The organism is Nocardia blacklockiae (assembly GCF_015477355.1).
Taxonomy (GTDB): domain Bacteria; phylum Actinomycetota; class Actinomycetes; order Mycobacteriales; family Mycobacteriaceae; genus Nocardia; species Nocardia blacklockiae.
Genome location: NZ_JADLRJ010000005.1, coordinates 98,127 through 121,318, shown reverse-complemented (window position 1 = coordinate 121,318; position 23,192 = coordinate 98,127). Strand labels below are relative to the sequence as shown.

The 23,192-nt window shown below is 69.2% G+C and carries 24 protein-coding genes; 11 read left to right on the top strand and 13 right to left on the bottom strand.

The annotated features are described in order from the left end of the window. The first annotated feature begins 107 nt into the window (after nt 1–107). From IU476_RS16790 to dmpG, 3 genes are read left to right on the top strand one after another with little or no spacing between them, the layout of a single operon-like run. On the top strand, nt 108–893 hold the full coding sequence (locus IU476_RS16790; protein WP_195101207.1) for a 2-keto-4-pentenoate hydratase: 786 nt from the start codon (nt 108–110) through the stop codon (nt 891–893). Nucleotides 894–902: 9 nt separating this feature from the next. Continuing rightward, nucleotides 903–1,841 carry an acetaldehyde dehydrogenase (acetylating) gene (locus IU476_RS16785; protein ID WP_195101206.1) on the top strand — a complete coding sequence of 313 codons (939 nt, stop codon included), beginning with the start codon at nt 903–905 and terminating at the stop codon, nt 1,839–1,841. A gap of 14 nt (nt 1,842–1,855) precedes the next feature. Next, nucleotides 1,856–2,905, top strand: a complete 1,050-nt coding sequence (dmpG, locus tag IU476_RS16780) for a 4-hydroxy-2-oxovalerate aldolase (RefSeq protein WP_195101205.1) — start codon at nt 1,856–1,858, stop codon at nt 2,903–2,905. Between the two features lie 58 nt (nt 2,906–2,963). Here the strand turns inward: dmpG and hsaB are convergent, their stop codons facing one another. From hsaB to hsaA, 4 genes are read right to left on the bottom strand one after another with little or no spacing between them, the layout of a single operon-like run. Then, entirely contained in the window at nt 2,964–3,548 is a 585-nt protein-coding gene (gene hsaB, locus IU476_RS16775; RefSeq protein WP_195101203.1) for a 3-hydroxy-9,10-secoandrosta-1,3,5(10)-triene-9,17-dione monooxygenase reductase subunit, read from the bottom strand. Between the two features lie 19 nt (nt 3,549–3,567). Next, the gene (gene hsaC, locus IU476_RS16770; RefSeq protein WP_195101201.1) at nt 3,568–4,467 is read right to left on the bottom strand and encodes an iron-dependent extradiol dioxygenase HsaC; all 900 of its coding nucleotides are present in this window, start codon (nt 4,465–4,467) and stop codon (nt 3,568–3,570) included. A gap of 2 nt (nt 4,468–4,469) precedes the next feature. Then, on the bottom strand, nt 4,470–5,345 hold the full coding sequence (gene hsaD, locus IU476_RS16765; RefSeq protein WP_195101199.1) for a 4,5:9,10-diseco-3-hydroxy-5,9,17-trioxoandrosta-1(10),2-diene-4-oate hydrolase: 876 nt from the start codon (nt 5,343–5,345) through the stop codon (nt 4,470–4,472). Beyond that, the gene (hsaA, locus tag IU476_RS16760) at nt 5,346–6,509 is read right to left on the bottom strand and encodes a 3-hydroxy-9,10-secoandrosta-1,3,5(10)-triene-9,17-dione monooxygenase oxygenase subunit (protein WP_195101197.1); all 1,164 of its coding nucleotides are present in this window, start codon (nt 6,507–6,509) and stop codon (nt 5,346–5,348) included. Between the two features lie 224 nt (nt 6,510–6,733). Here hsaA and IU476_RS16755 point away from each other — a divergent pair, with 224 nt between their 5' ends. Further along, on the top strand, nt 6,734–7,936 hold the full coding sequence (locus IU476_RS16755; protein WP_195101195.1) for a 3-ketosteroid-9-alpha-monooxygenase, oxygenase component: 1,203 nt from the start codon (nt 6,734–6,736) through the stop codon (nt 7,934–7,936). Then, nucleotides 7,936–8,256, top strand: a complete 321-nt coding sequence (locus IU476_RS16750) for a hypothetical protein (protein WP_195101193.1) — start codon at nt 7,936–7,938, stop codon at nt 8,254–8,256. The genes IU476_RS16755 and IU476_RS16750 overlap by 1 nt, the downstream gene beginning before the upstream one ends. Nucleotide 8,257: 1 nt before the next feature. Here the strand turns inward: IU476_RS16750 and IU476_RS16745 are convergent, their stop codons facing one another. After that, nucleotides 8,258–8,665, bottom strand: a complete 408-nt coding sequence (locus IU476_RS16745) for a cupin domain-containing protein (RefSeq protein WP_195101191.1) — start codon at nt 8,663–8,665, stop codon at nt 8,258–8,260. A 23-nt stretch (nt 8,666–8,688) separates the two neighbouring features. Continuing rightward, on the bottom strand, nt 8,689–9,411 hold the full coding sequence (locus IU476_RS16740) for a TetR family transcriptional regulator C-terminal domain-containing protein (protein WP_195101962.1): 723 nt from the start codon (nt 9,409–9,411) through the stop codon (nt 8,689–8,691). A gap of 122 nt (nt 9,412–9,533) precedes the next feature. Here IU476_RS16740 and IU476_RS16735 point away from each other — a divergent pair, with 122 nt between their 5' ends. Next, nucleotides 9,534–10,280: an SIR2 family NAD-dependent protein deacylase gene (locus IU476_RS16735; RefSeq protein ID WP_195101189.1), complete on the top strand. Its 747-nt coding sequence runs from the start codon at nt 9,534–9,536 to the stop codon at nt 10,278–10,280. Between the two features lie 104 nt (nt 10,281–10,384). Then, on the top strand, nt 10,385–11,782 hold the full coding sequence (locus tag IU476_RS16730; protein ID WP_195101187.1) for an amino acid permease: 1,398 nt from the start codon (nt 10,385–10,387) through the stop codon (nt 11,780–11,782). A gap of 49 nt (nt 11,783–11,831) precedes the next feature. Here IU476_RS16730 and IU476_RS16725 read toward each other — a convergent pair whose 3' ends face one another. From IU476_RS16725 to IU476_RS16695, 7 genes are all read right to left on the bottom strand, one after another. Continuing rightward, a complete protein-coding gene (locus IU476_RS16725) occupies nt 11,832–13,085 on the bottom strand; it encodes an MFS transporter (RefSeq protein ID WP_195101185.1) in 1,254 nt (417 codons plus the stop codon). Further along, entirely contained in the window at nt 13,085–13,534 is a 450-nt protein-coding gene (locus tag IU476_RS16720; protein ID WP_324194093.1) for a MarR family winged helix-turn-helix transcriptional regulator, read from the bottom strand. The genes IU476_RS16725 and IU476_RS16720 overlap by 1 nt, the downstream gene beginning before the upstream one ends. A 144-nt stretch (nt 13,535–13,678) precedes the next feature. Then, on the bottom strand, nt 13,679–14,761 hold the full coding sequence (locus IU476_RS16715) for an acyl-CoA dehydrogenase family protein (RefSeq protein WP_195101184.1): 1,083 nt from the start codon (nt 14,759–14,761) through the stop codon (nt 13,679–13,681). A gap of 172 nt (nt 14,762–14,933) precedes the next feature. After that, a complete protein-coding gene (locus tag IU476_RS16710) occupies nt 14,934–15,938 on the bottom strand; it encodes an acyl-CoA dehydrogenase family protein (RefSeq protein WP_195101183.1) in 1,005 nt (334 codons plus the stop codon). Between the two features lie 40 nt (nt 15,939–15,978). Further along, nucleotides 15,979–17,109 (bottom strand): acyl-CoA dehydrogenase family protein, encoded by a 1,131-nt coding sequence (locus IU476_RS16705; RefSeq protein WP_195101182.1) that lies wholly within the window; start codon nt 17,107–17,109, stop codon nt 15,979–15,981. Further along, the gene (locus IU476_RS16700) at nt 17,110–17,979 is read right to left on the bottom strand and encodes an enoyl-CoA hydratase (RefSeq protein WP_195101181.1); all 870 of its coding nucleotides are present in this window, start codon (nt 17,977–17,979) and stop codon (nt 17,110–17,112) included. Further along, nucleotides 17,976–19,541, bottom strand: a complete 1,566-nt coding sequence (locus IU476_RS16695; protein WP_195101180.1) for a FadD3 family acyl-CoA ligase — start codon at nt 19,539–19,541, stop codon at nt 17,976–17,978. The genes IU476_RS16700 and IU476_RS16695 overlap by 4 nt, the downstream gene beginning before the upstream one ends. Nucleotides 19,542–19,630: 89 nt before the next feature. Between IU476_RS16695 and IU476_RS16690 the strand changes: the two genes are divergently transcribed. The 4 genes from IU476_RS16690 (at nt 19,631) to IU476_RS16675 (ending at nt 23,181) form a co-directional block, all read left to right on the top strand. After that, complete coding sequence (locus IU476_RS16690; protein WP_324194127.1) at nt 19,631–20,833, top strand: acyl-CoA dehydrogenase family protein; 1,203 nt, start codon at nt 19,631–19,633, stop codon at nt 20,831–20,833. A gap of 13 nt (nt 20,834–20,846) precedes the next feature. Continuing rightward, a complete protein-coding gene (locus IU476_RS16685) occupies nt 20,847–21,641 on the top strand; it encodes an SDR family oxidoreductase (protein WP_195101177.1) in 795 nt (264 codons plus the stop codon). 128 nt (nt 21,642–21,769) lie between these two features. Continuing rightward, entirely contained in the window at nt 21,770–22,501 is a 732-nt protein-coding gene (locus IU476_RS16680) for a hypothetical protein (RefSeq protein WP_195101175.1), read from the top strand. Between the two features lie 41 nt (nt 22,502–22,542). Further along, the gene (locus IU476_RS16675) at nt 22,543–23,181 is read left to right on the top strand and encodes a TetR/AcrR family transcriptional regulator (protein ID WP_324194092.1); all 639 of its coding nucleotides are present in this window, start codon (nt 22,543–22,545) and stop codon (nt 23,179–23,181) included. Nucleotides 23,182–23,192 lie beyond the last annotated feature (11 nt).

Here is a 23,192-nt window from a genome sequence, read left to right as displayed (position 1 = left end):
TCTATATTGATCTGGCAGACGGTACTGCTGACGGCGGTTTTCGCAGGAAAACTCGTTTCAGTTTCTGTCCTGCTTGCCGGCCCGGCCCCCCAGTGGAAGGAACAAGCGTGCTGTCCGACGCGGTACGGAGTGAACTGGCCGCGGAGCTCGCGGTCGCCGAGCGTGACCGGGTGCCGATCGACCCGCTGGTCGCGCGGCATCCCGACATCGACGTGGTCGATGCCTACGAGATCCAGCTGATCAACATCCGGCAGCGGCTGGCCGGCGGCGCGCGGGTCGTCGGGCACAAGGTCGGGCTGTCGTCGAAGGCGATGCAGCAGATGATGGGCGTCGACGAGCCGGACTACGGGCATCTGCTGGGGGAGATGCAGGTGTTCGAGGACGTCCCCGTGGACACGTCGAAGTACCTGTACCCGCGCGTGGAGGTCGAGGTCGGCTTCGTGCTCGGTAAGGACCTGCCCGGCGCGGAGTGCACCGAGGCCGACGTGCTGGACGCGACCGTCGCCTACGCGCCCGCCATCGAACTCATCGACACCCGCATCAAGGAATGGAAGATCGCGCTGTGCGACACCATCGCCGACAACGCCTCGTCGGCGGGCTGGGTGCTCGGGCCGGAGCGGGTGGAACCGCGGCTGCTGGACATCCGGAAGATCGACGCCCGGCTCACTCGCAACGGTGAGGTCGTCGCCGAGGGGCGCAGCGACGCGGTGCTCGGCGATCCCACCATCGCGGTGGCGTGGCTGGCCCGCAAGGTCGCCTCGTTCGGGGTGCGGCTGCAGGCCGGCGACATCGTGCTGCCCGGTTCCTGCACCCGCGCCATCGACGCCCGCCCGGGTGACGCCTTCCACGCCGAGTTCGCCGGACTCGGTTCCGTCCGACTGAATTTCAGCTAGGGAGAGTTCATGACCGCGAATGGGAACAGCGGAGCCGCGAGCAGTAGTCGAAAGGTCACTGCCGCGATCGTGGGATCCGGCAACATCAGCACCGATCTGCTCTACAAGCTGCTGCGCTCGGAGAAGATCGAGCCGCGCTGGATGATCGGCATCGACCCGGACAGCGAGGGCTTGAAGCGGGCCGCCGGGCTCGGCCTGGAGACCTCGCACGAGGGGGCGGACTGGCTGCTGGCGCTGCCGGAGAAGCCGGAACTGCTGTTCGAGGCCACGTCCGCGTATGTGCATCGGGAGTACGCGCCCAAGTACGAGGCGGCGGGCATCCGGGCCATCGACCTGACGCCGGCCGCCGTCGGTCCCGCGGTGGTGCCGCCGGTGAACCTCGGCGACAACCTCGACACCCCGAACGTGAACATGATCACCTGCGGCGGGCAGGCGACGATTCCGATCGTCGCGGCCGTCTCGCGGGTCGTCGAGGTGCCCTACGCCGAGATCGTGGCCTCGGTGTCGTCGGTGTCGGCCGGGCCCGGCACGCGCGCCAATATCGACGAGTTCACCAAGACCACCAGTCGCGGTGTGGAGACCATCGGCGGCGCGCGGCGCGGCAAGGCGATCATCATCCTGAACCCGGCCGAGCCGCCGATGATCATGCGGGACACCATCTTCTGCGCGATCCCCGAGGACGCCGACACCGCCGCCATCGCCGACTCGATCCACCGCATGGTGAGCGACATTCAGCAGTACGTGCCCGGCTACCGGCTGCTCAACGAGCCGCAGTTCGACGAGCCGTCGGTGGTTTCCGGTGGCATGGCGAAGGTTTCGGTGTTCGTGGAGGTGGAGGGCGCGGGCGACTTCCTGCCGCCCTACGCCGGCAACCTGGACATCATGACGGCCGCGGCCACCCGCGTCGGTGAGGTCGTCGCCGACCAGATCGTCTCGGCACGCGTGTAAGGAGCGCTAGGACAATGACTTTCAACGCACAGCCGTACAGCAACACGCTCGACATCCGGGTCACCGACACCTCGCTGCGCGACGGGTCGCACCACAAGCGGCACCAGTTCACCGCGACCGAGGTGCGCGACATCGTCGCCGCCCTGGACGCTTCCGGGGTGCCGGTGATCGAGGTGACCCACGGCGACGGCCTGGGCGGCTCGTCGTTCAACTACGGTTTCTCGAAAACCCCTGAGCAGGAACTGGTCACGATCGCGGCGCAGACCGCGAAGCAGGCCAAGATCGCGGTGCTGATGCTGCCGGGCGTCGGCGTCAAGGAGGACATCAAGGTCTCCCAGGACAACGGCGCGTCCATCGTCCGCATCGCCACGCACTGCACCGAGGCCGACGTCTCCATCCAGCACTTCGGGCTCGCACGCGAACTCGGCCTGGAAACCGTCGGCTTCCTGATGATGTCGCACACCCAGCCGCCGGAGGTGCTGGCCAAGCAGGCCCGCATCATGGCCGACGCGGGCTGCCAGTGCGTCTACGTGGTCGACTCCGCGGGCGCGCTGGTGCTCGAGCAGGTCTCCGATCGCATCGGCGCGGTGGTCGCCGAACTCGGCGACGACGCCCAGGTCGGCTTCCACGGCCACGAGAACCTCGACCTCGCGGTCGCCAACTCCATCTACGCCGTCCGCGCGGGCGCCAAGCAGATCGACGGCAGCGCAAGGCGTTTCGGCGCGGGCGCGGGCAACACCCCCGTCGAGGCCTTCGTCGGCGTCTGCGACAAACTCGGCATCAAGACCGGCATCGACTTCTTCGCCATCGCCGACGCCGCCGAAGACGTCGTCCGCCCCGCCATGCCCCAGGAATGCCTCCTCGACCGCCAGGCCCTCATGATGGGCTACGCCGGCGTCTACTCCAGCTTCCTCAAACACGCCGAACGCCAAGCCGAACGCTACAACGTCTCCGCCGCCGAAATGCTCGTCCGAGCCGGCCGACGCAACCTCGTCGGCGGCCAGGAAGACCAACTCATCGACATCGCCCTGGAACTCCAGCGCGAACAATCCACCCCCGCCTGACGCGCACACGACAAGGGCCGCACCGGAACTCCGGTGCGGCCCTTGTCGCTGCGGCCACCTACAACCAGGTGTCGAGGGTGGTGGTGGTGAGGAAGTGTTCGAGGTCGGCTCGCCAGGGGGCGGGGACGGTTTTCTCCGGCTCGATGGCGGTGTATTGGCCTCGGTAGAACAACAGCGGCCTGCCGGAGTCGGTGGACTCCGACAGGGCCAGGACTCGGCCGATCACTATGTGGTGATCGCCGCCGTCGACGACGCTCGACACTGTGCACTGGATCGTGGCGAGGGCGTCATCCAGGAGCGGCAGCTCCAGGTCCGAAGGGCGCCAGTCGATTCCGGCGAACTTGTCGGGTTCGCGGGAGCCGAAGCGGGCGCACACCTGCTGTTGTTCCTCGGCGAGCACGTTCACGCAGAAGCGGCCCGCCCGCTCGATGGCCGCCCAGGTGCGCGAGCCCTTGGTGGGGCAGAACAGCACCAGGGGCGGCTCGAGGGACAGGGCGGCGAAGGACTGGCAGGCGAATCCGACCGGGGCGCCGTCGTCGCCGAGGGTCGTGATCACCGTGATGCCGGTGCAGAACTGCCCCAGCACGTTCCGGAACTGCCGTGCGTCGATCTCCGGATATTCCGCCACGCCGTCCGCCGTCATGTCGTGTACTCCTGACTCGCTACTTGAATCCGATGCTGAAGTCGTGGCCCCACAGGCTGACCGCGGTCGACTCCCGGGCGATCCAGGACTCGTCCTCGACTTCCAGACCCTCGCAACCGAATTCGATGTCGAAGCCGCCGGGCGTCTTCATGTAGAACGAGAGCATCTTGTCGTTGATGTGCCGGCCGAGGGTGGCCGACATCTTCACCTTGCGCCGCAGCGCGCGATCCAGGCAGAGGCCGACGTCGTCGGAGTTCTCCACCTCGACCATCAGGTGCACGATGCCGGTCGGGTTCGGCAGCGGCAGGAACGCCAGCGCGTGGTGGCGCGGGTTGCAGCCGTAGAACCGCAGCCAGGCCGGGTCGCCGTCGGCGGGCCGGCCGACCAGCTGCGGGGGCAGCCGCATCGAGTCACGCAGCCGGAAACCCAGCACGCCCTGGTAGAACTCCTGCGCCGCGGCATCGTCGGTGCAGGTCAGCACCACGTGGCCGAGGCCCTGCTCCTCGGTGACGAACCTGTGCCCGTACGGGCTGACGAACCGCCGGGCCACGTACTGCATGCCGTGGAACGCCTCGAGGGTGTTGCCGGAGGGGTCCTCGAATCGGATCATGCCCTCGACGCGGCGGTCGGCGAGTTCGTCCTTGGTGGCCTCCTTGAACGCCACCCCGGCGGCCGACAGCGTCTCCCGAAGCTGTTGCAGCTCCGGCGCGTTGGCGACCTCCCAGCCCGAGACGAGCAGCCGGTCCTTGTCGCCCGGCACGATCACCAGCCGCGCCGCGAACTCGTCCATGCGCAGGTAGAGGGCTTCCTTGTCGGGCCCGTCGCCCTCCATCATGCCCAGCACCTTGAGCCCGTACTCACGCCAGGCCGCCATGTCGGTGGCTTCGATGCGCATGTATCCCAGCGCCCGAATACCCATGGTCACTTCTCCTTCGGAGTGAGGAAATCCACTGTGAGCCGGTTGAACTCGTCGAACCGTTCGCGCTGCGCCCAGTGCCCACACTGCCCGAACACGTGCAGCTGCGCGCGCGGAATCGTCTTCAAGGCCACGAGCGCGCCGTCGATCGGGTTCACCCGGTCCTCGCGACCCCAGATCAGCAGTACCGGCTGGCGCAGCTTGTAGGCGTCGCGCCAGAGCATGCCCTTCTCGAAGTCGGCCGCGGCGAACGACTTGCCCATCGCGCGGGTGGCCGCCAGCGACTCCGGCTGCGACGCCGAGGCGAAGCGCTCCTCGATCAACTCCGGCGTGATCAGCTTCTGGTCGAAAACCATGATGCGCAGGAATGTTTCGAGATTCTCGCGAGTCGGCTCGACATTGAACCTGCCGAGCGCCTTCACGCCCTCGGTGGGATCGGGCGCGAACAGGTTGGTGCTCAGGCCGCCCGGTCCCATCAGCACGAGCTTGCCCGCGCGGTCCGGGTAGTCGAGCGCGAACCGCACCGCCGTGCCGCCGCCGAGCGAATTGCCCAGCAGGTGCACGCGATCGGTGATCTCGAGGGTGTCGAGCAGATCCTTCAGTGCCGACGAACTGTGCACGAAGTACTGCGGATGCTCGGTCGGCTTGTCCGACAAGCCGAAACCGGGCTGATCCACGGCCAGCACGTGGAAGTTCTGGGCCAGCACGTCGATGTTGCGGGCGAAGTTGGACCAGGAAGAGGCGCCGGGCCCGCCGCCGTGCAGCAGCACGATCGTCGGACCGTTGCCCACACCCGCCTCGTGGTAGTGCAGCCTCAGATCCGGCCGCACCTGCGCGTACTTGGAGGTGGATTCGAACGTCAGCTCGGAGACCGCGGTCATCTACACCATCCCGTCCGTGACCGGCAGCCCGAAGGCGTGCGTGCCGTACATGACGTAGGCGCGCTCGGGATCGTTGGCGGCGTGCACCCGCCCGGCGTGCGCGTCGCGCCAGAACCGTTGCAGCGGAGTGCCGTTGGCCAGCGCCGTGGCGCCCGAACTCTCGAACAGCTTGTCGATCGAGGTGATCGCCCGGCCGGTCGCGCGCACCTGGTCGCGGCGGGCCCGCGCGCGGATGTCGAACGGGATCTCCTCGCCCGCCACCAGCAGCGCGTACTCGTCGGCCACATTGCCCGACAGCTGCCGCCAGGCGGCGTCGATGTCGCTGGCCGCCTCGGCGATCCGCACCTTGGCGAAGGGATCCTCCTTGGCCTTCTCGCCGGCGTACGCGGCGCGGATGCGCTTGCCCTGGTGCTCGACGTGCGCCTCCAGCGCGCCGTAGGCCATGCCCACGATCGGCGCCGAGATGGTGGTGGGATGGATTGTGCCCCACGGCATCTTGTAGACCGGGTCGGTGTTCTGCGCGAGGCCCGGCGCGGTCAGCTCGCTCATGGCGCGGAACGACAGGAAGCGGTGCCGCGGCACGAACACGTTGTCGACGACGACGGTGTTGGAGCCGGTGCCCTTGAGCCCCACCACATTCCACACGTCGTCGATGCGGTAGTCGCTGCGCGGGATCAGGAAGCTGCCGAAGTCCACCGGCTTGCCGTCCTTGATCACCGGGCCGCCGACGAACACCCAGTCGGCGTGCTCGCAGCCCGAGGACCAGGCCCACGAGCCGTTGACGGTGTAACCGCCCTCGGTGACGGTGCCCGCGCCCATCGGCGCGTAGGACGAGGAGATCCGCACCTCGGTGTCCTCGCCCCAGACGTCCTCCTGCGCCTGCTGGTCGAACAGCGCCAGGTGCCAGTTGTGGATGCCGATGATGCCCGCCACCCAGCCGGTGGAGCCGCACGCGCTGGCGATCTTGCGGACGGTGTCGTAGAAGATCACCGGATCGGCGGCGTAGCCGCCCCACTGCTTCGGCTGCACCAAACGGAAGAAGCCGGTGGCCTGCAGCGCCTTCATAGTCTCGTCGGGGATGCGGCGTAGATCCTCTGCCTCCTGCGCGCGTTCGCGCAGGGTAGGCAACAGCGCTTCGACCCGCTCTGTTACTTCTCGCGTCATCTCGGGGGCTGCTCCTGCCTGGTCGATCGGAACGGGTTCATCGGCCGTCGACCTGCTCCGGTGCGACCGATACTAGTCTTGAGACTAGAACACGTTCTTATTCCTGTCGAGAACGGGTACCCGCCCAGTCGTAAGGATGCCCTTTGCCTGGTAGTCAAGGGAATAGCTGGCGTCGATGCGGACAATTTTGTAACGTGTTCTAGTACTTCAGAGGAGGGATCACGATGGCAGTAACCCCACCACGGGGCGGGAAGGTCCGTGAGATCGACGTCGGGGCCGCGCCCACCCGGTACGCGCGGGGCTGGCATTGCCTGGGGCTGGCCGCACCGTTCCGCGACGGCAAGCCGCACGCCGTGCAGGCGTTCGGCACCAAGCTCGTCGTGTGGGCCGACAGCAACGGCGAGATCAAGGTGCTGGACTCCTACTGCCGGCACCTGGGCGGCGACCTGAGCATGGGCGAGATCAAGGGCGACTCCATCGCCTGCCCGTTCCACGACTGGCGCTGGGGCGGCAACGGCCGCTGCACCTCCATCCCGTACGCGCGTCGCGTGCCGCCGCTGGCCCGCACCCGCTCGTGGATCACGATGGAGCGCAACGGGCAGCTGTTCGTGTGGCAGGACCACGAGGGCAACCCGCCGCCGCCCGAGGTCGACATCCCCTACATCAAGGGGCCCTACACCGACGCCGAGGGCAACTTCACCGACCAGCTCAACAGCGGCTGGACGGACTGGACCTGGGAGTCGATGCTGATCGAGGGCGCCAACTGCCGCGAGATCATCGACAACGTCGTCGACATGGCGCACTTCTTCTACATCCACTACGCGTTCCCGACCTTCTTCAAGAACGTCTTCGAGGGTCACATCGCGACGCAGTACCTGGAGACGAAGGGGCGCCCGGACATCGGCATGGCCTCCAAGTACGGCGGCGACACGCTGCTGAAGTCGGAGGCGTCCTACTTCGGCCCGTCGTACATGATCAACCCGCTGACCAACATCTACAGCGGGTTCGAGGTCAACAGCGTCCTGATCAACTGCCACTACCCGGTGACGCAGGACTCGTTCGTGCTGCAGTGGGGCATCACCCTGGAGAAGCCCAAGGGCGTCGAGGGGGAGATGGCCGACAAGCTGGCCAAGAAGATGACCGAGGGCATCAGCGTCGGCTTCCTGCAGGACGTGGAGATCTGGAAGCACAAGTCCAAGATCGACAACCCGCTGCTGTGCGAGGAGGACGGTCCGGTCTACCAGCTGCGCCGCTGGTACGAGCAGTTCTACGTCGACGTCGCCGACATCGACCCGAAGATGGTGCAGCGCTTCGAGTTCGAGGTCGACACCACCAAGGCCAACGAGGTCTGGGAGGCGGAGGTCGCCGAGAACCTGCGGCGCAAGCGCGAAGAAGAGGCCGGCGACAAGCAGGAGGCGACCGCCTGATGGCCACCTGGGCGAAGGCACCGGATTTCGCGGACCGTCCCGAACGGCGGGAACAGGTGCGCGCCCAGACGGTCGTCGACAAGCAGCGCTACCTCGAGGACGGGCTGACGCCGATCGCGTGTGGGAGTTGCGGGACCGAGGTGTTGGTCCGCAAGGCCAGTTCGCACCAGAAGTCGGTGCAGTGGACGGTGAACCCCGCCGACCACTGCCCGGTCTTCAAGGCATTGGTCGGGGGGCCGGGGCGGCCCGATTCTTGTCCGAGTTTGGAGCGGGCGATTGATGAGGCCGTGGAGGAGGGCGTGCTGCGGGTGGCTGAATAGCTCAGTCGAGGTGGAAGTCGGCGAAGTCGAAGCCGGGGGAGACGACGCAGCTGACCAGGACGTAGTTGTCGGTTGCGGGGCGGGCGGATTGGCTTACGCCGCCCGGCACCACGGCTTGCAGAAGCTGCCCGTGTTCGATGTCGGGGCCGAGGAGGATTTCCTCGCCGCCGATGTCGAGGAGGAGGGGGCCGCCGCGGTGCCACAGCCAGAGTTCGTCCGAGCGGACGGTGTGGGGGGCCGATTTCTCGCCGGGTAGTAGGAGGAAGTGGATGGCGGTTGCCGCTGAGCGCGGGCCGTCGTAGCCGTCGGGGGCGAATTCGACGGGGCTGCGCCAGGTTTCGCGGAACCAGCCGCCCTCGGGGTGGGGTTGCAGGTCCAGTGCGGCCGCCAGGGCGGGGCGGTCGGTCATGGCAGGCTCCTCTCGGGGGTGGCTCACGAATGTTGTTCGCGCGCTTCGCTGTAGGCCAGCACGACATGGGTGAACAGGTCGATGCGCTGCTGGCGGGCCGCCGCGCTGTCCGGTTCCATCAGGCATTGGGTGGCGGTGCCGTCGTGTACCGCGACCAGGGCGCGGCCGAGCGCCGCGGGGTCGGGGATCGTGCGGCCCGCCCGCGCCAGCAGCTCCGTCAGCACGGGGCGCAGCGCGGCGTCGATCGCCTGCTCGCGCGCGGCCATCACCCGCCGCAGCGCCGGGTTGCGCAGGGCGTGGGCGGTGAATTCGAAGGTGATCCGAAACCACTTCTCGTCCAACGGAACCGCCGCCAGCACACGTTCGACGTTGGCGCGGAGGTAGGCGGGTGTGGCGGTGCCCTCGGGGTTCGTACGGAGGTGGGCGGGTGCTGTCTCGTCCTCGGCGTTCGTGCGGAGATTGGTGGGTGCTGTCGTGCTCTCGACGTCTGCGCGGAGGCCGGTGGGCGGTTCGGCCTGGTCCTCGAGCACCGCGGTCATCTCGTGTAGCAGCCGGCTCGAGCGTTGCTCCCACATCGCGAGGAACAGTTCCTCGAGCGAGGTGAAGTTGGAGTAGAAGGCGCCGCGGGTGAAGCCCGCACGCTCGCAGATCTGCTCTACGGTGCAGCGCCCGAAACCCTCGTCCGCGAAGGCCTCGAAGGCCGCGTCCAGCAGCCGTTGCCGAGTCTTGGCCCGGCGCTTGGTCATCCGCCGCGCCGGAGGTTGGTCGTCGGTCTCGAGCGATGTCGACACGCCGGGCTCCTCCCCACGGGATCGGATACACGAGCGTATCAAAAGCGATCGTCCGGGCCCGGCCCTAACCTGGGAGCATGAGGACAGGGTGGCGACGACGGACCGGCTCGATCGGTGTGCTCACCGGCGCGGGCATCTCCACCGACTCCGGTATCCCGGATTTCCGCGGACCGCGCGGCGTGTGGACCACGGACCCGATCGCGGAACTGCTGTCCACCTACCAGAGCTACGTGTCCGATCCCGAACTGCGGCAACGTTCCTGGCTCGCCCGCCGCGACAATCCGGCCTGGCGCGCCGAACCCAACGACGCGCATCGCGCGCTGGCCCGGCTGGGGCACGGGCGGGACGTCCGGATCATCACCCAGAACATCGACCGCCTGCACCAGCGGGCCGGTTCGCCGCCGGACACCGTGGTGGAGATCCACGGCAACATGTTCGACGTGGTCTGCGTGAGCTGCGATTTCACCGCGACGATGGCCGACACCCTGGAGCGGGTGGCCGCGGGCGAGGCCGACCCGCCGTGCCCGGTCTGCGGCGGCATCCTCAAGGCGGCCACCATCATGTTCGGGCAGCAACTGGACCCGGGCACGGTCCTCGAGGCCCGCGAGATCGCGCTCACCAGCGACATCTTCTTGGCCGTCGGTACCTCCCTGCAGGTGGAGCCGGCCGCGTCGATGTGTGCGCTGGCCGTCGAGAACGGGGCCGACCTGATCATCGTCAATGCCGAGCCCACCCCGTACGACCCGTTCGCCACCGAGGTGGTGCGCGAACCGATCGGCACCGCGCTGCCGAAACTGGTCGACGACCTGCTCGCCGGCGAGTAGCCCGGTCGGCCGTACCGCGACAACCCGCGCCACCTGCGTGTTCTCGTCGCATTACCGGGTCGATAGGGTGACACGGCAACTTCCGGGCGAACAGAAGGTGACCAATGAGTGAGACGACCGGCGCGGTGCGCGAGGGTCTGCGCACCGGCCTGCGCCGTCGGCACATGACGATGCTCGCGATCGGCGGCGCGGTGGGCGCGGGGCTGTTCGTGGGCAGCGGCTCGGTGATCCGGACCGCCGGCCCGGCGGCGGTGCTGTCCTACGCGGCGGCCGGTGTGCTGGTGCTGTGCGTGCTGCGCGCGCTCGGGGAGATGGTGGTGGCGCGGCCGGTGTCGGGGTCGCTGGCCGAGTACGCGCGCATCGCGCTGGGGCCCTTCGCGGGGTTCACCGTCGGCTGGCTCTACTGGTACATGTACGTGATCCTGGTCGGCGCGGAGGCCACGGCCGGTGCGGCGATCCTCGCGAACTGGGTCGACCTGCCGCAGTGGGTGCTGGCGGCCGCGCTGCTGGTGGTGATGACCGCGGTCAACCTGGTCTCGGTGCGCTCGTTCGGCGAGTTCGAGTTCTGGTTCGCCTCCATCAAGGTCGCCGCGATCGTGGTGTTCCTGATTCTGGGCGTGCTGTACATCCTCGGGTTGTGGCCGAACGGCCATGGCGGACTGGACAATCTGACCGGGCACGGCGGATTCGTGCCCAACGGCTGGCACGGGGTGCTGTCGGCGATCGTGGTGGTGATCTTCGCCTTCGGCGGCACCGAGATCGTGACGCTGGCGGCGGCCGAGAGCGCCGAACCCGGCAAGGCGGTGGCCCGCGCGACCAGCAACGTGCTGTGGCGGGTCGGGTTGTTCTACGTGGCGTCGATCCTGCTGGTGGTGACGATCCTGCCGTGGAACGACGCCAAGGTCCTGACCAGTCCGTTCGTCAGCGCGCTGGACACCATGGGCGTGCCGGCCGCGGGCACGGTGATGCAGGTGGTGATCCTGACCGCGGTGCTGTCGGTGCTGAACTCGGCGATCTACGTCTCCTCGCGGATGCTGTACGTGCTGACCCGCGACGGCGACGCGCCCGCCGCTCTGGTGCGGGTGAACCGCCGCGGCGTCCCCGCGCGGGCGGTGCTGCTCGGCACGGTCGCCGCGTGGTGCGCGGTGGTGGCGTCCTACATCTCCCCGGACCGCGTCTTCACCTTCCTGGTGAACTCGATCGGCGTGCTGCTGGCCTTCCTGTACCTCGCGATCATGTTCTCCCAGTTGCGTCTACGCGCCCGCCTGCAACGCGAGGACCCCGCCGCCCTCACCTACCGCCTGTGGCTCTACCCCTACCTGAGCTGGGCCGTCATCGCCGTACTCGGCGCGGTCCTGATCTCCGCCGCCGTCATGTCCTCGATGCGCACCCAACTCGTCTCCTCCGCCGTCGCTGTCGCGATAGCGTCCGCCGCCTACCCCCTCCGCGCCCGCTTCGGCAAAACCCCACCGATCCGCGAGGTCCCGGTCCTGAAGCACTGAGAATGCCGACCACGAATCGTGGCCGGCATTCTCGATACGCGATTGGGGTTCAGTCGTCGCCGACGGTGATGGCCTCGGCTTCGGTGATGCTGTGTTCGGCCGGGTCGTGGTCGTCTACGTGGGCGAGGACGCGGCGGAAGGTGAGCAGGATCAGGACGCCGGCGGCAGTGCAGGCCGCGCCTACCCAGAAGGGCAGGGACACTTGGTGTTCGCCCAGTTTGCCCGCGAGGTACGGGGCGGCGGCGCCGCCGGCGAAGCGGACGAAGCTGTAGGCGGCCGAGGCGGTGGAGCGCTCGACGGGGGCCGAGATCATCACGGCCTCGGTGATCAGGGTGTTGTTGACGCCGAGGAACAGGCCGGCGAGCACGGTGCCGACGATCAGGACCGGCTTGTGGTCGGCCCAGATCGCCATCACGGCCAGATCCGCCGCGAACAGCGCCAAGGCCAGCGCGATCATCCGGACCGTGCCGAAGGCGCGTTGCAGCCGCGGCGCGAACACCACCGACGCCAGCGCGAGCGCCAGACCCCAGCCGAAGAAGATGAACCCGATCGCGTAGGTGCCCATGTCCAGCGGGAACGGGGTGTAGGCGAGCAGGGTGAAGAAACCGTAGTTGTACAGCAGCGCCGTGACGCTCACCAGCAGCAGGCCGGGGAAGCGCAGTGCCTTGAACGGCGCGACGAGCGAGGTGCGCTGCGCCGGCTTCGGGCTCTGCGGCAGCAGCACCACGATCGCGACGAACGCGACGGCCATCAGCACCGAGACCCCGAAGAACGGTGCGCGCCAGCTGAATCCGCCGAGGAAGCCGCCGACCAGCGGTCCCGCGGCGATGCCGATGCCCAGCGCGGCCTCGTACAGGATGATCGCCCGGGCGACGCCGCCGGTGGCCGCGCCCACGATGGTGGCCAGCGCGGTCGCGATGAACAGCGCGTTGCCCAGACCCCACCCGGCCCGGAACCCGACGATCTGATCCACGGTGCTCGAACTGCCGGCCAGCGCCGCGAACACCACGATGACGGCGAGCCCGGCGAGCAGCGTCTTCTTCGCGCCGAAGCGGCTGGAGATGACGCCGGTGATCAGCATGGCCACGCCGGTGACCAGCATGTAACTGGTGAACAGCAGCGTCACCTGGGACGGCGAGGCGTGCAGCTGCTCGCCGATCGGCTTGAGGATGGGATCGACCAGGCCGATACCCATGAAGGCGATCACCGAGGCGAAGGCCACGGCCCACACGGATTTCGGCTGTTTGGATTTCGCGGTGGCAGGCGCGTCGGTGGCGGCGCGCGGCGAGAGAGTGGTGCTCATCAACGCTCCTGAATCGAATCTTCTCGATGCGCAGCCGATTTCAGGGCCTCGAGGAGTTCGTCCAGCCCGTCGTGGAGGGGGCCGAGGCGGGCGGCTTCGAAGCCGGGCAATCGCTGTGACAAGGCGGTGCCGATCGCGCGGCGGGACGCGGCCAAGCGGGCGCGTCCCGCCGGCGTCGGCTCGACGACCACGGCTCTGGAGTCGCCGGGATCGGTGGTGCGGTCGGCCAGACCCGCCGCGATCAGCCTGCCGATCAGCGCCGTTGCCGACGGCTGGGAACACCCGTCGATCCGGGCGAACTCGCTGACCCGCAGCGGACCGTGTTCGTCGAGGACCGACAGCGCGCGCACCATCGCGCGCGGCAGCACGTCCCCGCTGAACGAGCCCGCCAGCCGCGTGAGCCGGCTCGCGGTGACGACGATGTCGACCAGGAGTTCTTCTCGGCTCACGGACTGAACGGGTTGGCTCGACTGCACGAGTCTTTAGTTTACATATACTAACTATCTATGTACATAGGCTAACTATGTATCCGGGCGTGAGATGAAGCACCCCGCGCGCAAGACGTCGTTCATCCTGCGCGCGGGTGGAAAGGGTCAGGCCGGGCGGGCCAGCGGGCGGGGTGGGGTGCCGAAGAGTTGGGTGTCGGCGTGGGCGCGCTTGAAGAACAGGTGTGCCTCGTGTTCCCAGGTGATGGCGATGCCGCCGTGCATCTGGACCATTTCGCCGACGACCGTGCCGAAGGCGTGCGAGCAGTGGATGCGGGCGGCGGCCAGGTCCAGTGCCGCGTCGGCGGGGGCCGCGGTCGTGCCCGGTGCCGCGCTCGGATCGGGGAGACCGGCGATCGCGGTGTAGGCGACCGAGCGCGCCGACTCCACCAGCACGTACATGTCGGCCATGCGGTGCTTGAGCGCCTGGAAACTGCCGATCGGACGGCCGAACTGGACCCGCGAGCCGGTGTAGTCGACGGTCAGCCGCAGGCACTGGTCTGCGGCGCCGACCTGTTCCGCCGCCACCGCCGCCCAGGCGATGTCGCGCAGCCGTCCCGGCACGGTCGTCGGCTCGCCGCCGAGCGCGCGGGCGTCGGCCCCGGTGAAGGTGATCTGAGCGAGCTTGCGGGTCGGGTCCATCGTCGGCGCCACCGCGCGGTCGACTCCCGGTGTGGCGGCGTCGATTTCGTAGAGCCCCTCGGCCGTGAGCACGATCAGTGTGTCGGCGACGCCGCCGTCGAGCACGTAATGCGCGGTGCCGGTGAGCTTTCCGCCCTCGGCCCGGACGCCGTACTCGTCCCAGCCGCGCGGTCCCGCCCAGCACAGCGCCAGGGTGCGGGCGCCCTCCGCCACCTCCGGCAGCAGCCGGGCGCAGGCCTCGCTGTTGCCGGACAGCAGCAGCGCCTGCGTGCCGAGCACCGCCGAACCGAGCATCGGCGGCGCGTGCAGGGTGCGGCCGAGTTCCTCGACGACCACCAGTGCCGCGCCGAGTCCCGCGCCGATCCCGCCGTACTCCTCGGGGACGGCGAGCGCGGCCACGCCGACCTGCTCGCACAGCAGCTTCCACAGCTGCTCGTCGTAACCGCGCTCGGTGTCGATCGCCCGCCGCAGCGCGTCCCGATCCCCGTGCTTGGCCAGCACGGCCCGCACCGTGGTGGCGAGTTCCTGTAGCTCCGCTGGGCTGGTCATCCCGCGATTCCCATCTCGTAACATGCTGTGGGCCAGAGTCTTCCGTGCACGGTGCGGCGTGGTTCGCTTGCGCCCGTGCAGGTGCCGAGACGGTGGTCTCGGGCGTCGATCCCGAACGGCTGCGGCCTCGCGACGACGCCTCCTGCCCGCGCGGCGGGACGGCGTTCGCTACTCACGCGGGCGCACCCGACTCCGCGCGCAGGGCCGTGCCGATGCGGGCGCGATGGAAATCCGCTGTGCCCCAGGCAGACCGGAGGGCGGTGACCTTGGTCAGCCAGAGGGACAGGTCGAATTCGGCGGTGTAGCCGATCGCGCCGTGTACCTGCAGGGCGATGCGGGCGGTGCGGTAGGCGGCGTCGGCGCAGGCCAGCTTGGCGGCCGACACGTCGCGGGCGCGGTCGGGCGAATCCAGGGTGAGCGCGGCCCGGTACAGCAGGGGCTCGGCCATCTCCAGGCCGATCAGCGCGTTCGCCAGGTGGTGCTTGATCGCCTGGTACTGCCCGATCGGCTTGCCGAACTGGTGGCGCTGCTTGACGTAGGCCACGCTGGTGTCGAGCAGCGCGCGGCCCGCGCCGAGCAGTTGCGCCGCCGTCGCGAGCGCACCGGCGTCGAAGGCGGCGTCCACCGCGGCCCGCACCGTATCCCCTTCGGCGACAACGTCATCCGGCACCACTGTGAACAGCCGCCGCGCCGCGTCGACCGAGCGGATGTGCTGTCCCCGGTGGCCGACCGACAGCCGGTCGCCGTCGACCAGCAGCACCACCTCGGCGGTGTCGGCGTCGACCGCGGGCGCGTCCGGCGCGAGCGCGAGAGTGCCCAGCGCCTGCCCGTCGGCGAAGGCCGGCAGCCACCGCCGCGCCAGCGCCGTGCCCGGAAGTGCTTGCAGCAGTGTGGGAATCACGGCGGCGGTCTCCACCAGGGGCCCCGGCACGGCCGCGCGGCCGAGTTCGCGCAGGGCGACCACCAGGTCGATCGTCTCGGCGCCCAGGCCGCCGTGCTCCTCGTCGACCGCCAGCCCGAGCGCGCCCGCGCCGGCGAGCTGGCGGATCAGCCCGCGGCCGCCGCGGTGGTCGCCGCCGCTCCAGGCACGGATGATGCCGGGCGTCCCGGCCGCATCGCACATCTTGCGCAGGCTGTCGGCGAAGTCCCGTTGTTCGGGGGAGAGGGCGAATCTCATCGAGCGGTCCCATCGATCTGTGCGTGCATAAGTCTGTTCCCTACCGCGGCAGCCCGAGCAGGCGTTCGGCGATGATGTTGCGCTGAATCTCGTTGGTGCCCGCGTAGATCGGGCCGGCCAGCGAGAACAGGTAGCCGTCGGTCCAGGCGCCGCTCTGCTCGGCGGCCGGGCCCAGCAGGTCCAGCGCGGTCTCGTGCATCGCGATGTCGAGATCGGACCAGAACACCTTGTTCACCGAGGATTCCGCGCCGAGCTTGCCGCCCTCGGACAGCCGGGTGACCGTCGCCAGGGTGTTCAGGCGGTAGGCCTCGGCGCCGACCCAGGCGTCCACCACCCGATTACGCGCCTCGGTGTCGCTCGCGTCGGCCGTCTCGCGCCACAGTCCGATCAGCCGCCGCGCCGTCGCGTTGAACCGTCCCGGGCTGCGCAGCGACAGCCCGCGCTCGTTGCTCGACGTGCTCATCGCGACCCGCCAGCCCTCGTGCGGGGTGCCGATCACGTCGCGGTCCGGGACGAACACGTTGTCCAGGAAGATCTCCGCGAAACCGGGCTCGCCGTCGAGCTGCGGGATGGGTCGGACGGTCACGCCGTCGGCGGACAGCGGGAACATCACGTAGGTGAGCCCGCGGTGCCGCTCGGCCTCGGGATCGCTGCGGAACAGCCCGAAGGCCCAATCCGCGTACGCCGCACGGGAACTCCAGGTCTTCTGCCCGTTGAGGACCCAGCCGCCGTTGGCGCGGCGGGCGGTGGACCGGATGCCCGCCAGGTCGCTGCCGGCCTCCGGCTCCGACCACGCCTGCGCCCAGATGTCGTCGCCACGGGCCATGCGCGGCAGGATCCGTTGCAGTTGTTCGGGCGAACCGTGTTCGAACAGCGTCGGCGCCAGCAGGAAGATGCCGTTCTGGCTCACCCGCCCGGGCGCGCCCGCGGCGTAGTACTCCTCCTCGAACAGCACCCACTCCAGCAGCGACGCGTCGCGGCCGCCGTGCTCGCGCGGCCACGACACCACCGACAGCCGCGCCTCGGCGAGCGTGCGCTCCCACGCGCGATGCGCCTCGAACCCCGCCCGGGTGTCCATCGAGGGGAGAGGCGCGGCGGGCACGTTGGCGCGCAGGAACTCCCGGACCTCGAGCCGGAAATCCTCCACCGCGGAGTCGTAATCGAGATCCATCTACTTCGCCCCGTTCTGCTCGGTCGCGCGCGCCGCGGCGCTCGCCTTCATCGACTCGACATTCATGCCGCCCAGCGAGTCGGCGCCCACCTCGGCGTTGTGCGCGTGCGCGAAATGGTGCAGCCCGAACACCGAATCCATGCCCGCGCGCATGCCCATCAGGTCCTCGCACTGGTTGACGGCCTTCTTGGTCAGCGCCAGGCCGAACTGCGGCATGGCCGCGATCTTCTCGGCCAGCTCGAGGGCGTGCGCGCGCAGTTCCGCGCGCGGCACCACCCGGTTGACCATGCCCCACTCGTAGGCCTGGGCGGCGCTGAACCGGTCGCCGGTGAACAACATCTCCTTGGCGCGGCGCGGGCCGAGCATCCACGGATGCGCGAAGTACTCCACGCCCGGAATGCCCATGCGCACCACGGGATCGGAGAAGAAGGCGTCGTCGGCGGCGACGATCAGATCGCACGACCACGCCAGCATCAGCGCCCCGGCGATGCAGGCGCCCTGCACCACCGCGATGGTGGGCTTGGGGATCTCCCGCCAGCGACGGCACATGCCCAGGTACACCTCGGACTCGCGGGCGTAGCGCTGGTCGCCGCCGACCCGGTCGACATGGTCCCACCACAGCGCGGCCTTGTTGTCGTAGCGCACGTGATGGTCGCGCTCGGGCGTGCCGATGTCGTGGCCGGCGGAGAAGTGATCTCCGTTGCCCGCCAACAGGATCGTCTTCACCTCGGCGTCCTCGACGGCGCGCGTGAAGGCGGCGTCGAGCGCGTAGGTCATCACCGAGTTCTGCGCGTTGCGGTACTGCGGCCGGTTCATCGTGACGATCGCGGCCGATCCGTGCCGCTCGTAGGTGACTACCTCGGTGGTCACGAAATCTCCTCCCGTAGTTGCCGTTTGAGCACCTTCCCGGCGGCGCTGTAGGGCAGCGCGTCACGAAACTCGACGTAGCGCGGCACCTTGAAATTCGCCAAAGTGCGCTTGGCGTGGTCGATTACGTCGCTCTCGGTCAGGGTGGTGCCCGCGCGGCGGACGATGTAGGCCTTGCCCACCTCGCCCATCCGCTCGTCGGGCACGCCGATCACGGCGGATTCCGCGACGCCGTCGAGGCGGGCCAGGGCCTGTTCCACCTCGGCCGGATAGACGTTGAAGCCGCCCGCGATGTACATGTCCTTGAGCCGGTCGGTGATCTTCAGGTAGCCGCGGTCGTCGAGCACGCCGACGTCGCCGGTGTGCAGCCAGCCGTCGGCGTCGATGGTCTTGGCGGTGTTCTCCGGATCGTCGAGGTAGCCGAGCATGACGTTCGGGCCGCGCAGCAGCACCTCGCCGTTGTCGCCGATGCGCAGTTCGAATCCGGCGATCGGGCCGCCGGAGGTGTTGGCGATGGTCTCGGCGTCGTCGTCGGGCCGGCACATGGTGCCGAAGCCGGCCGACTCCGACAGGCCGTACGCGGTCACCACCACATCGAATTTCAGTTCGCCGCGCATTCTTTCGATCAGCACCACCGGTACGGTCGCCGCGCCGGTGACCGCGACCCGCAGGCTGCTCAGGTCGGAATCGGCGCGGGCCGGGTGGTCCAGGATGGTCTGGTAGATGGTCGGCGGCCCGGTCAGCACGGTGATGCGCTGCTCCTGCACCAGCCGCATGGTCTCCGGCACGTCGAAGGTGGCCTGCGGCACGATCGTCGCGCCGGTGACCACGCAGGCCAGCATGGCCGCCTTGTAGCCGAAGTTGTGGAAGAACGGCGGGATCACCAGGTAGCGGTCCGAGCTGTCGAGCGTGGCGCGCTCGACCCACGCGCGCACCACGTCCAGGGCCTGCCGGTGCGCCACCAGCGTGCCCTTGCTGCGCCCGGTCGTGCCGGAGGTGAACAGGATGTCCGAGATGTCCTCGGGGCCAACGCTTTCCCCGCGCGCGATCACGTCCTCGGTCGGCACCTGCGCCGCGAGGCCGTCCAGCTCCGCCCAGTGGACGACAACGGCGTCGGAACCCGTATCCCCGACGGGAGTGGTCTCGTCCCCCGGGATGACGATCACCGTCTCGATCGCCAGACCCGGTGCGGCGGAACGCAACTCGGCCGCACGATCCCGGCCCAGGAACAGCCCCGTGACGAACAGCGCCTTGGCGCGCACGCGCTGCAGCACGTCGGCGGCCTCGTCCGCGACGTAGCGGGTGTTCAGCGGCACCAGCGCCGCCCCGGCGTAGTGCGTGGCCAGCGCCGCGACCACCCAGTGGAAGGTGTTGGGCGCCCAGATGGCGACCCGATCGCCCGGCGCGACGCCGCGGGCGATCAGCGCCCCGGCCGTGCGCCGGACCGCGTCGAGCAGCTGGGTCCAGCTCAGCTGCACGTCGCCGTCGCTGACGGCGGTCGCGTCGCCGTACCGGCGGGCCGCCTCGTGCAGGGCGAGGGGTGTGGTCTGCGCAGGGGTTGTCACGGGCGTCCTCCCGCGGCGTGCCGCGAAGTCGGAAATCTGTCGGTCTACAAAGCAAGTGCTTGGTAGGTTACTCTACCGGAGTGAGTGTGATCCAGACCCACGATTCGGGCGCCGCCGCGGAGTCCTCCCAGGATGCCGAATTCCGCGCCGACGTGCGCGAATGGCTGGCCGAGAACCTGAACGGGGAGTTTCGCGAGCTGCGCGGGCTGGGTGGTCCCGGTCGCGAGCACGAGGCGTTCGACGAGCGGTTGGCGTGGGATCGCCACCTGGCCGCGGCGGGGTGGACCTGCCTGGGCTGGCCGCAACAGTACGGCGGCCGCGATGCCACGCTGCGCCAGCAGGTGATCTTCCACGAGGAGTACGCCAAGGCCGACGCGCCGAGCCGGGTCTCGCACCTGGGCGAGGAACTGCTCGGCCCGACGCTGCTGGCCTTCGGTACCGAGGAGCAGAAGCGGCGCTTCCTGCCCGGCATCAAGACCGTCACCGAGCTGTGGTGCCAGGGCTATTCCGAGCCGGGCGCGGGGTCCGACCTGGCGGCCGTGACCACGTCGGCGCGGCGCGACGGCGACGAGTGGAAGATCAACGGGCAGAAGATCTGGACCTCGCTGGCCCACGTGGCCGACTGGTGCTTCGCGATCTGCCGCACCGAGCCCGGCTCGTCGCGGCACCAGGGTTTGTCCTACCTCTTGGTGCCGATGAACCAGCCCGGTATCGAGGTGCGCCCGATCATCCAGCTCACCGGCACCGCCGAATTCAACGAGGTCTTCTTCGACGACGCCCGCACCTCGGCCGACCTGGTGGTCGGCGAACCCGGCGACGGGTGGCGGGTCGCGATGGGCACCTTGACCTTCGAGCGCGGCATCTCCACCGTAGGCCAGCAGATCCGGTTCGCCCGCGAACTGGCCGATCTGGAGGCCGTGGCGAAAGACAGTGGCGCACTGGACGATCCGGTGCTCGCCGAACGGATCGACCAGGCCTGGGTCGGCCTGCGGGTGCTGCGCGCGCACGCGTTGCGCACCCTCGAATCGGCACACGACACCGTCGACGCGCGCACCGCGGCCGGACAGGCGTCGGTGTCGAAGCTGTTGTGGGCCAACTGGCATCGCGGCCTCGGCGAACTCGCCATGGACGTGCTGGGCGCGCCCGGCCTGATCGCCCTGCCCGACGACCTGACCGAATGGCAGCGCCTGTTCCTGTTCAGCCGCGCCGACACCATCTACGGCGGCTCCAACGAGGTGCAGCGCAACATCATCTCCGAACGCGTGCTCGGTCTGCCGCGTGAGGCCCGATAGGAAGGACCATTCCGTGACAGACCTTTCCGTTGCGCCCCAGCCGGTTTCCGGCCACGGCCTGCTCGCCGGCCGCACCGCGGTGGTGACCGCCGCCGCCGGCACCGGGATCGGCTCGGCGACCGCCCGGCGCCTGCTCGACGAGGGCGCCGACGTCGTCGTCTCCGACTGGCACGAGCGCCGCCTGAAGCAGACCGAGGAGGAACTGGCCGCGGCCTACCCGGACCGCCGGGTGGCCGCGGCGGTCTGCGACGTAACCAGCACCGAGCAGGTCGACGCCTTGATCGGCACGGCCGCGGAACGCCTGGGCCGCATCGACATTCTGGTGAACAACGCCGGATTGGGCGGCGAGACACCGGTGGTCGACATGACCGACGAGCAGTGGGACCGCGTCCTCGACATCACCCTCAACGGCACCTTCCGCTGTACTCGCGCCGCGCTCAAGTACTTTCGCGACGCGGGCCACGGCGGCGTCATCGTCAACAACGCCAGCGTGCTCGGCTGGCGCGCCCAGCACGGCCAGGCGCACTACGCCGCCGCCAAGGCGGGCGTGATGGCGCTGACCCGGTGCAGCGCGGTCGAGGCCGCGGCACTCGGCGTGCGCATCAACGCGGTCGCGCCGAGCATCGCCCGGCACCCCTTCCTCGACAAGGTCACCTCGGCCGACCTGCTGGACCGGCTGGCGGCCGGCGAGGCGTTCGGGCGCGCGGCCGAGCCGTGGGAGGTGGCGGCCACCATCGCCATGCTCGCCAGCGACTACACCTCGTACCTGACCGGCGAGGTGGTCTCGGTGAGCAGCCAGCGCGCCTAGCGTTTCGGCGATTCGTTCCTGACGTGCCGTGTTGCCTCGGCGCTGCCGAAATTCGGTGGCGCCGACCTGCCCCAGTTGTGCAATCCTGAGTGAGGCCGGTTCCTAATTCTGCGAAGGGACCACCATTCATGGGACTGGATCGTCGTCAGGAAGACAACGAAGAACTCGAGCTGGTGCGCGAAGTGGTGCTGGCTCGGCGGCGGCTGGACAGCGTCGTGCTGGCCGCGCTGACCCTGGGCGCCGAACTGCTCGAGCACACCTCCGAATGCGCGACGGCGATGCGTGCCGCCCAGATCCTCGAGGCGCATTCGGTGAACGAGGACGATGTCGCGCGCGATCCGCGCGGCGCCCTGCGTTCCGACATGACCCGCGACCGGGTGCGCGCGCAACGCATCGGCCTGGTGCGGCAGCCGCCCGGTGACGAGTCGGAGACGCTGCTGCGCCGCCGCAAACGCACCGCGCTGCTGTGCGAGGTGCGGGCCGATCTGCTGGAAGTGGTGCGGCGCTGCCGCAAGCTGAGCTTCGACCGGGTCGCCTTCGCCGACGGCATCGCCGAGGGGCTGTGCGCCGCGACCGACAAGCTGGTGGCCGGCGCCGATATGGACACCTATCGGGCCTGGCAGCGCGGCATGGTGCTGAAGATCAGCGAGGAGCCCACGCCGGGCGGCCCGCCGCGGGCGATGGCCACGGTCGACGCGGGCCCTGGGCGCGGGCCGCTGACCGTGGAGTGGGACAGTTGCGAGCGGCGGTTGGCCCTGGTCGCGCGGATGGCCCGGGCGGGCGTCTCGCCGGTGGTGATCTGTGACCGGCTGCTCGCAGACCTGTCGGTGTCCTCGCCGCTGCGGTTCTCGATTCGCTGAGGGCGATGGACCAAGCAAACGCTTGGTTGTACGATGGGCGGGTGCCCGCAGCTGACGCCTCCAAATCCGCACGTCGCAACGAACTGCTCGCCTTGGCGGCCGGTCTGTTCGCCGAGCGCGGGCTGCGCGCCACCACGGTCCGGGACATCGCCGACGCCGCCGGGATTCTCTCCGGCAGTCTCTACCACCACTTCGATTCCAAGGAGTCGATGGTCGACGAGATCCTGCACGGCTTCCTGGACGACCTGTTCGGCCGCTACCGCGAGATCGCCGCGTCCGGCCTGCCGGCCCGGGATACGTTGGAGGCCTTGGTGATCGCGTCCTACGAGTCGTTCGATCGCTGGCACGCGGCGGTGGCCATCTACCAGGCCGAGGCCAAAAGGCTGAGCGGGACAGCGCGTTTCGGCTACATCGACGAATACAACAAGGAATTCCGCGAGCTGTGGCACCAGGTGCTCAGCCGCGGCGTCGGCGACGGCAGCTTCCGGCCGGAACTGGATATCGAACTGGCATACCGCTTCCTGCGCGACACCGTGTGGGTGGCCGTGCGCTGGTACCAGCCCGGCGGCCGGATCACGGTCGACAACCTCGCCAAGCAGTACCTCACCATCGTGCTGGACGGGCTCACCAACCCGTCCGCCGAGCCGCACCGAATCGCTCGCGCAGCGCATCGCCAGTAGGAGCCAGCATG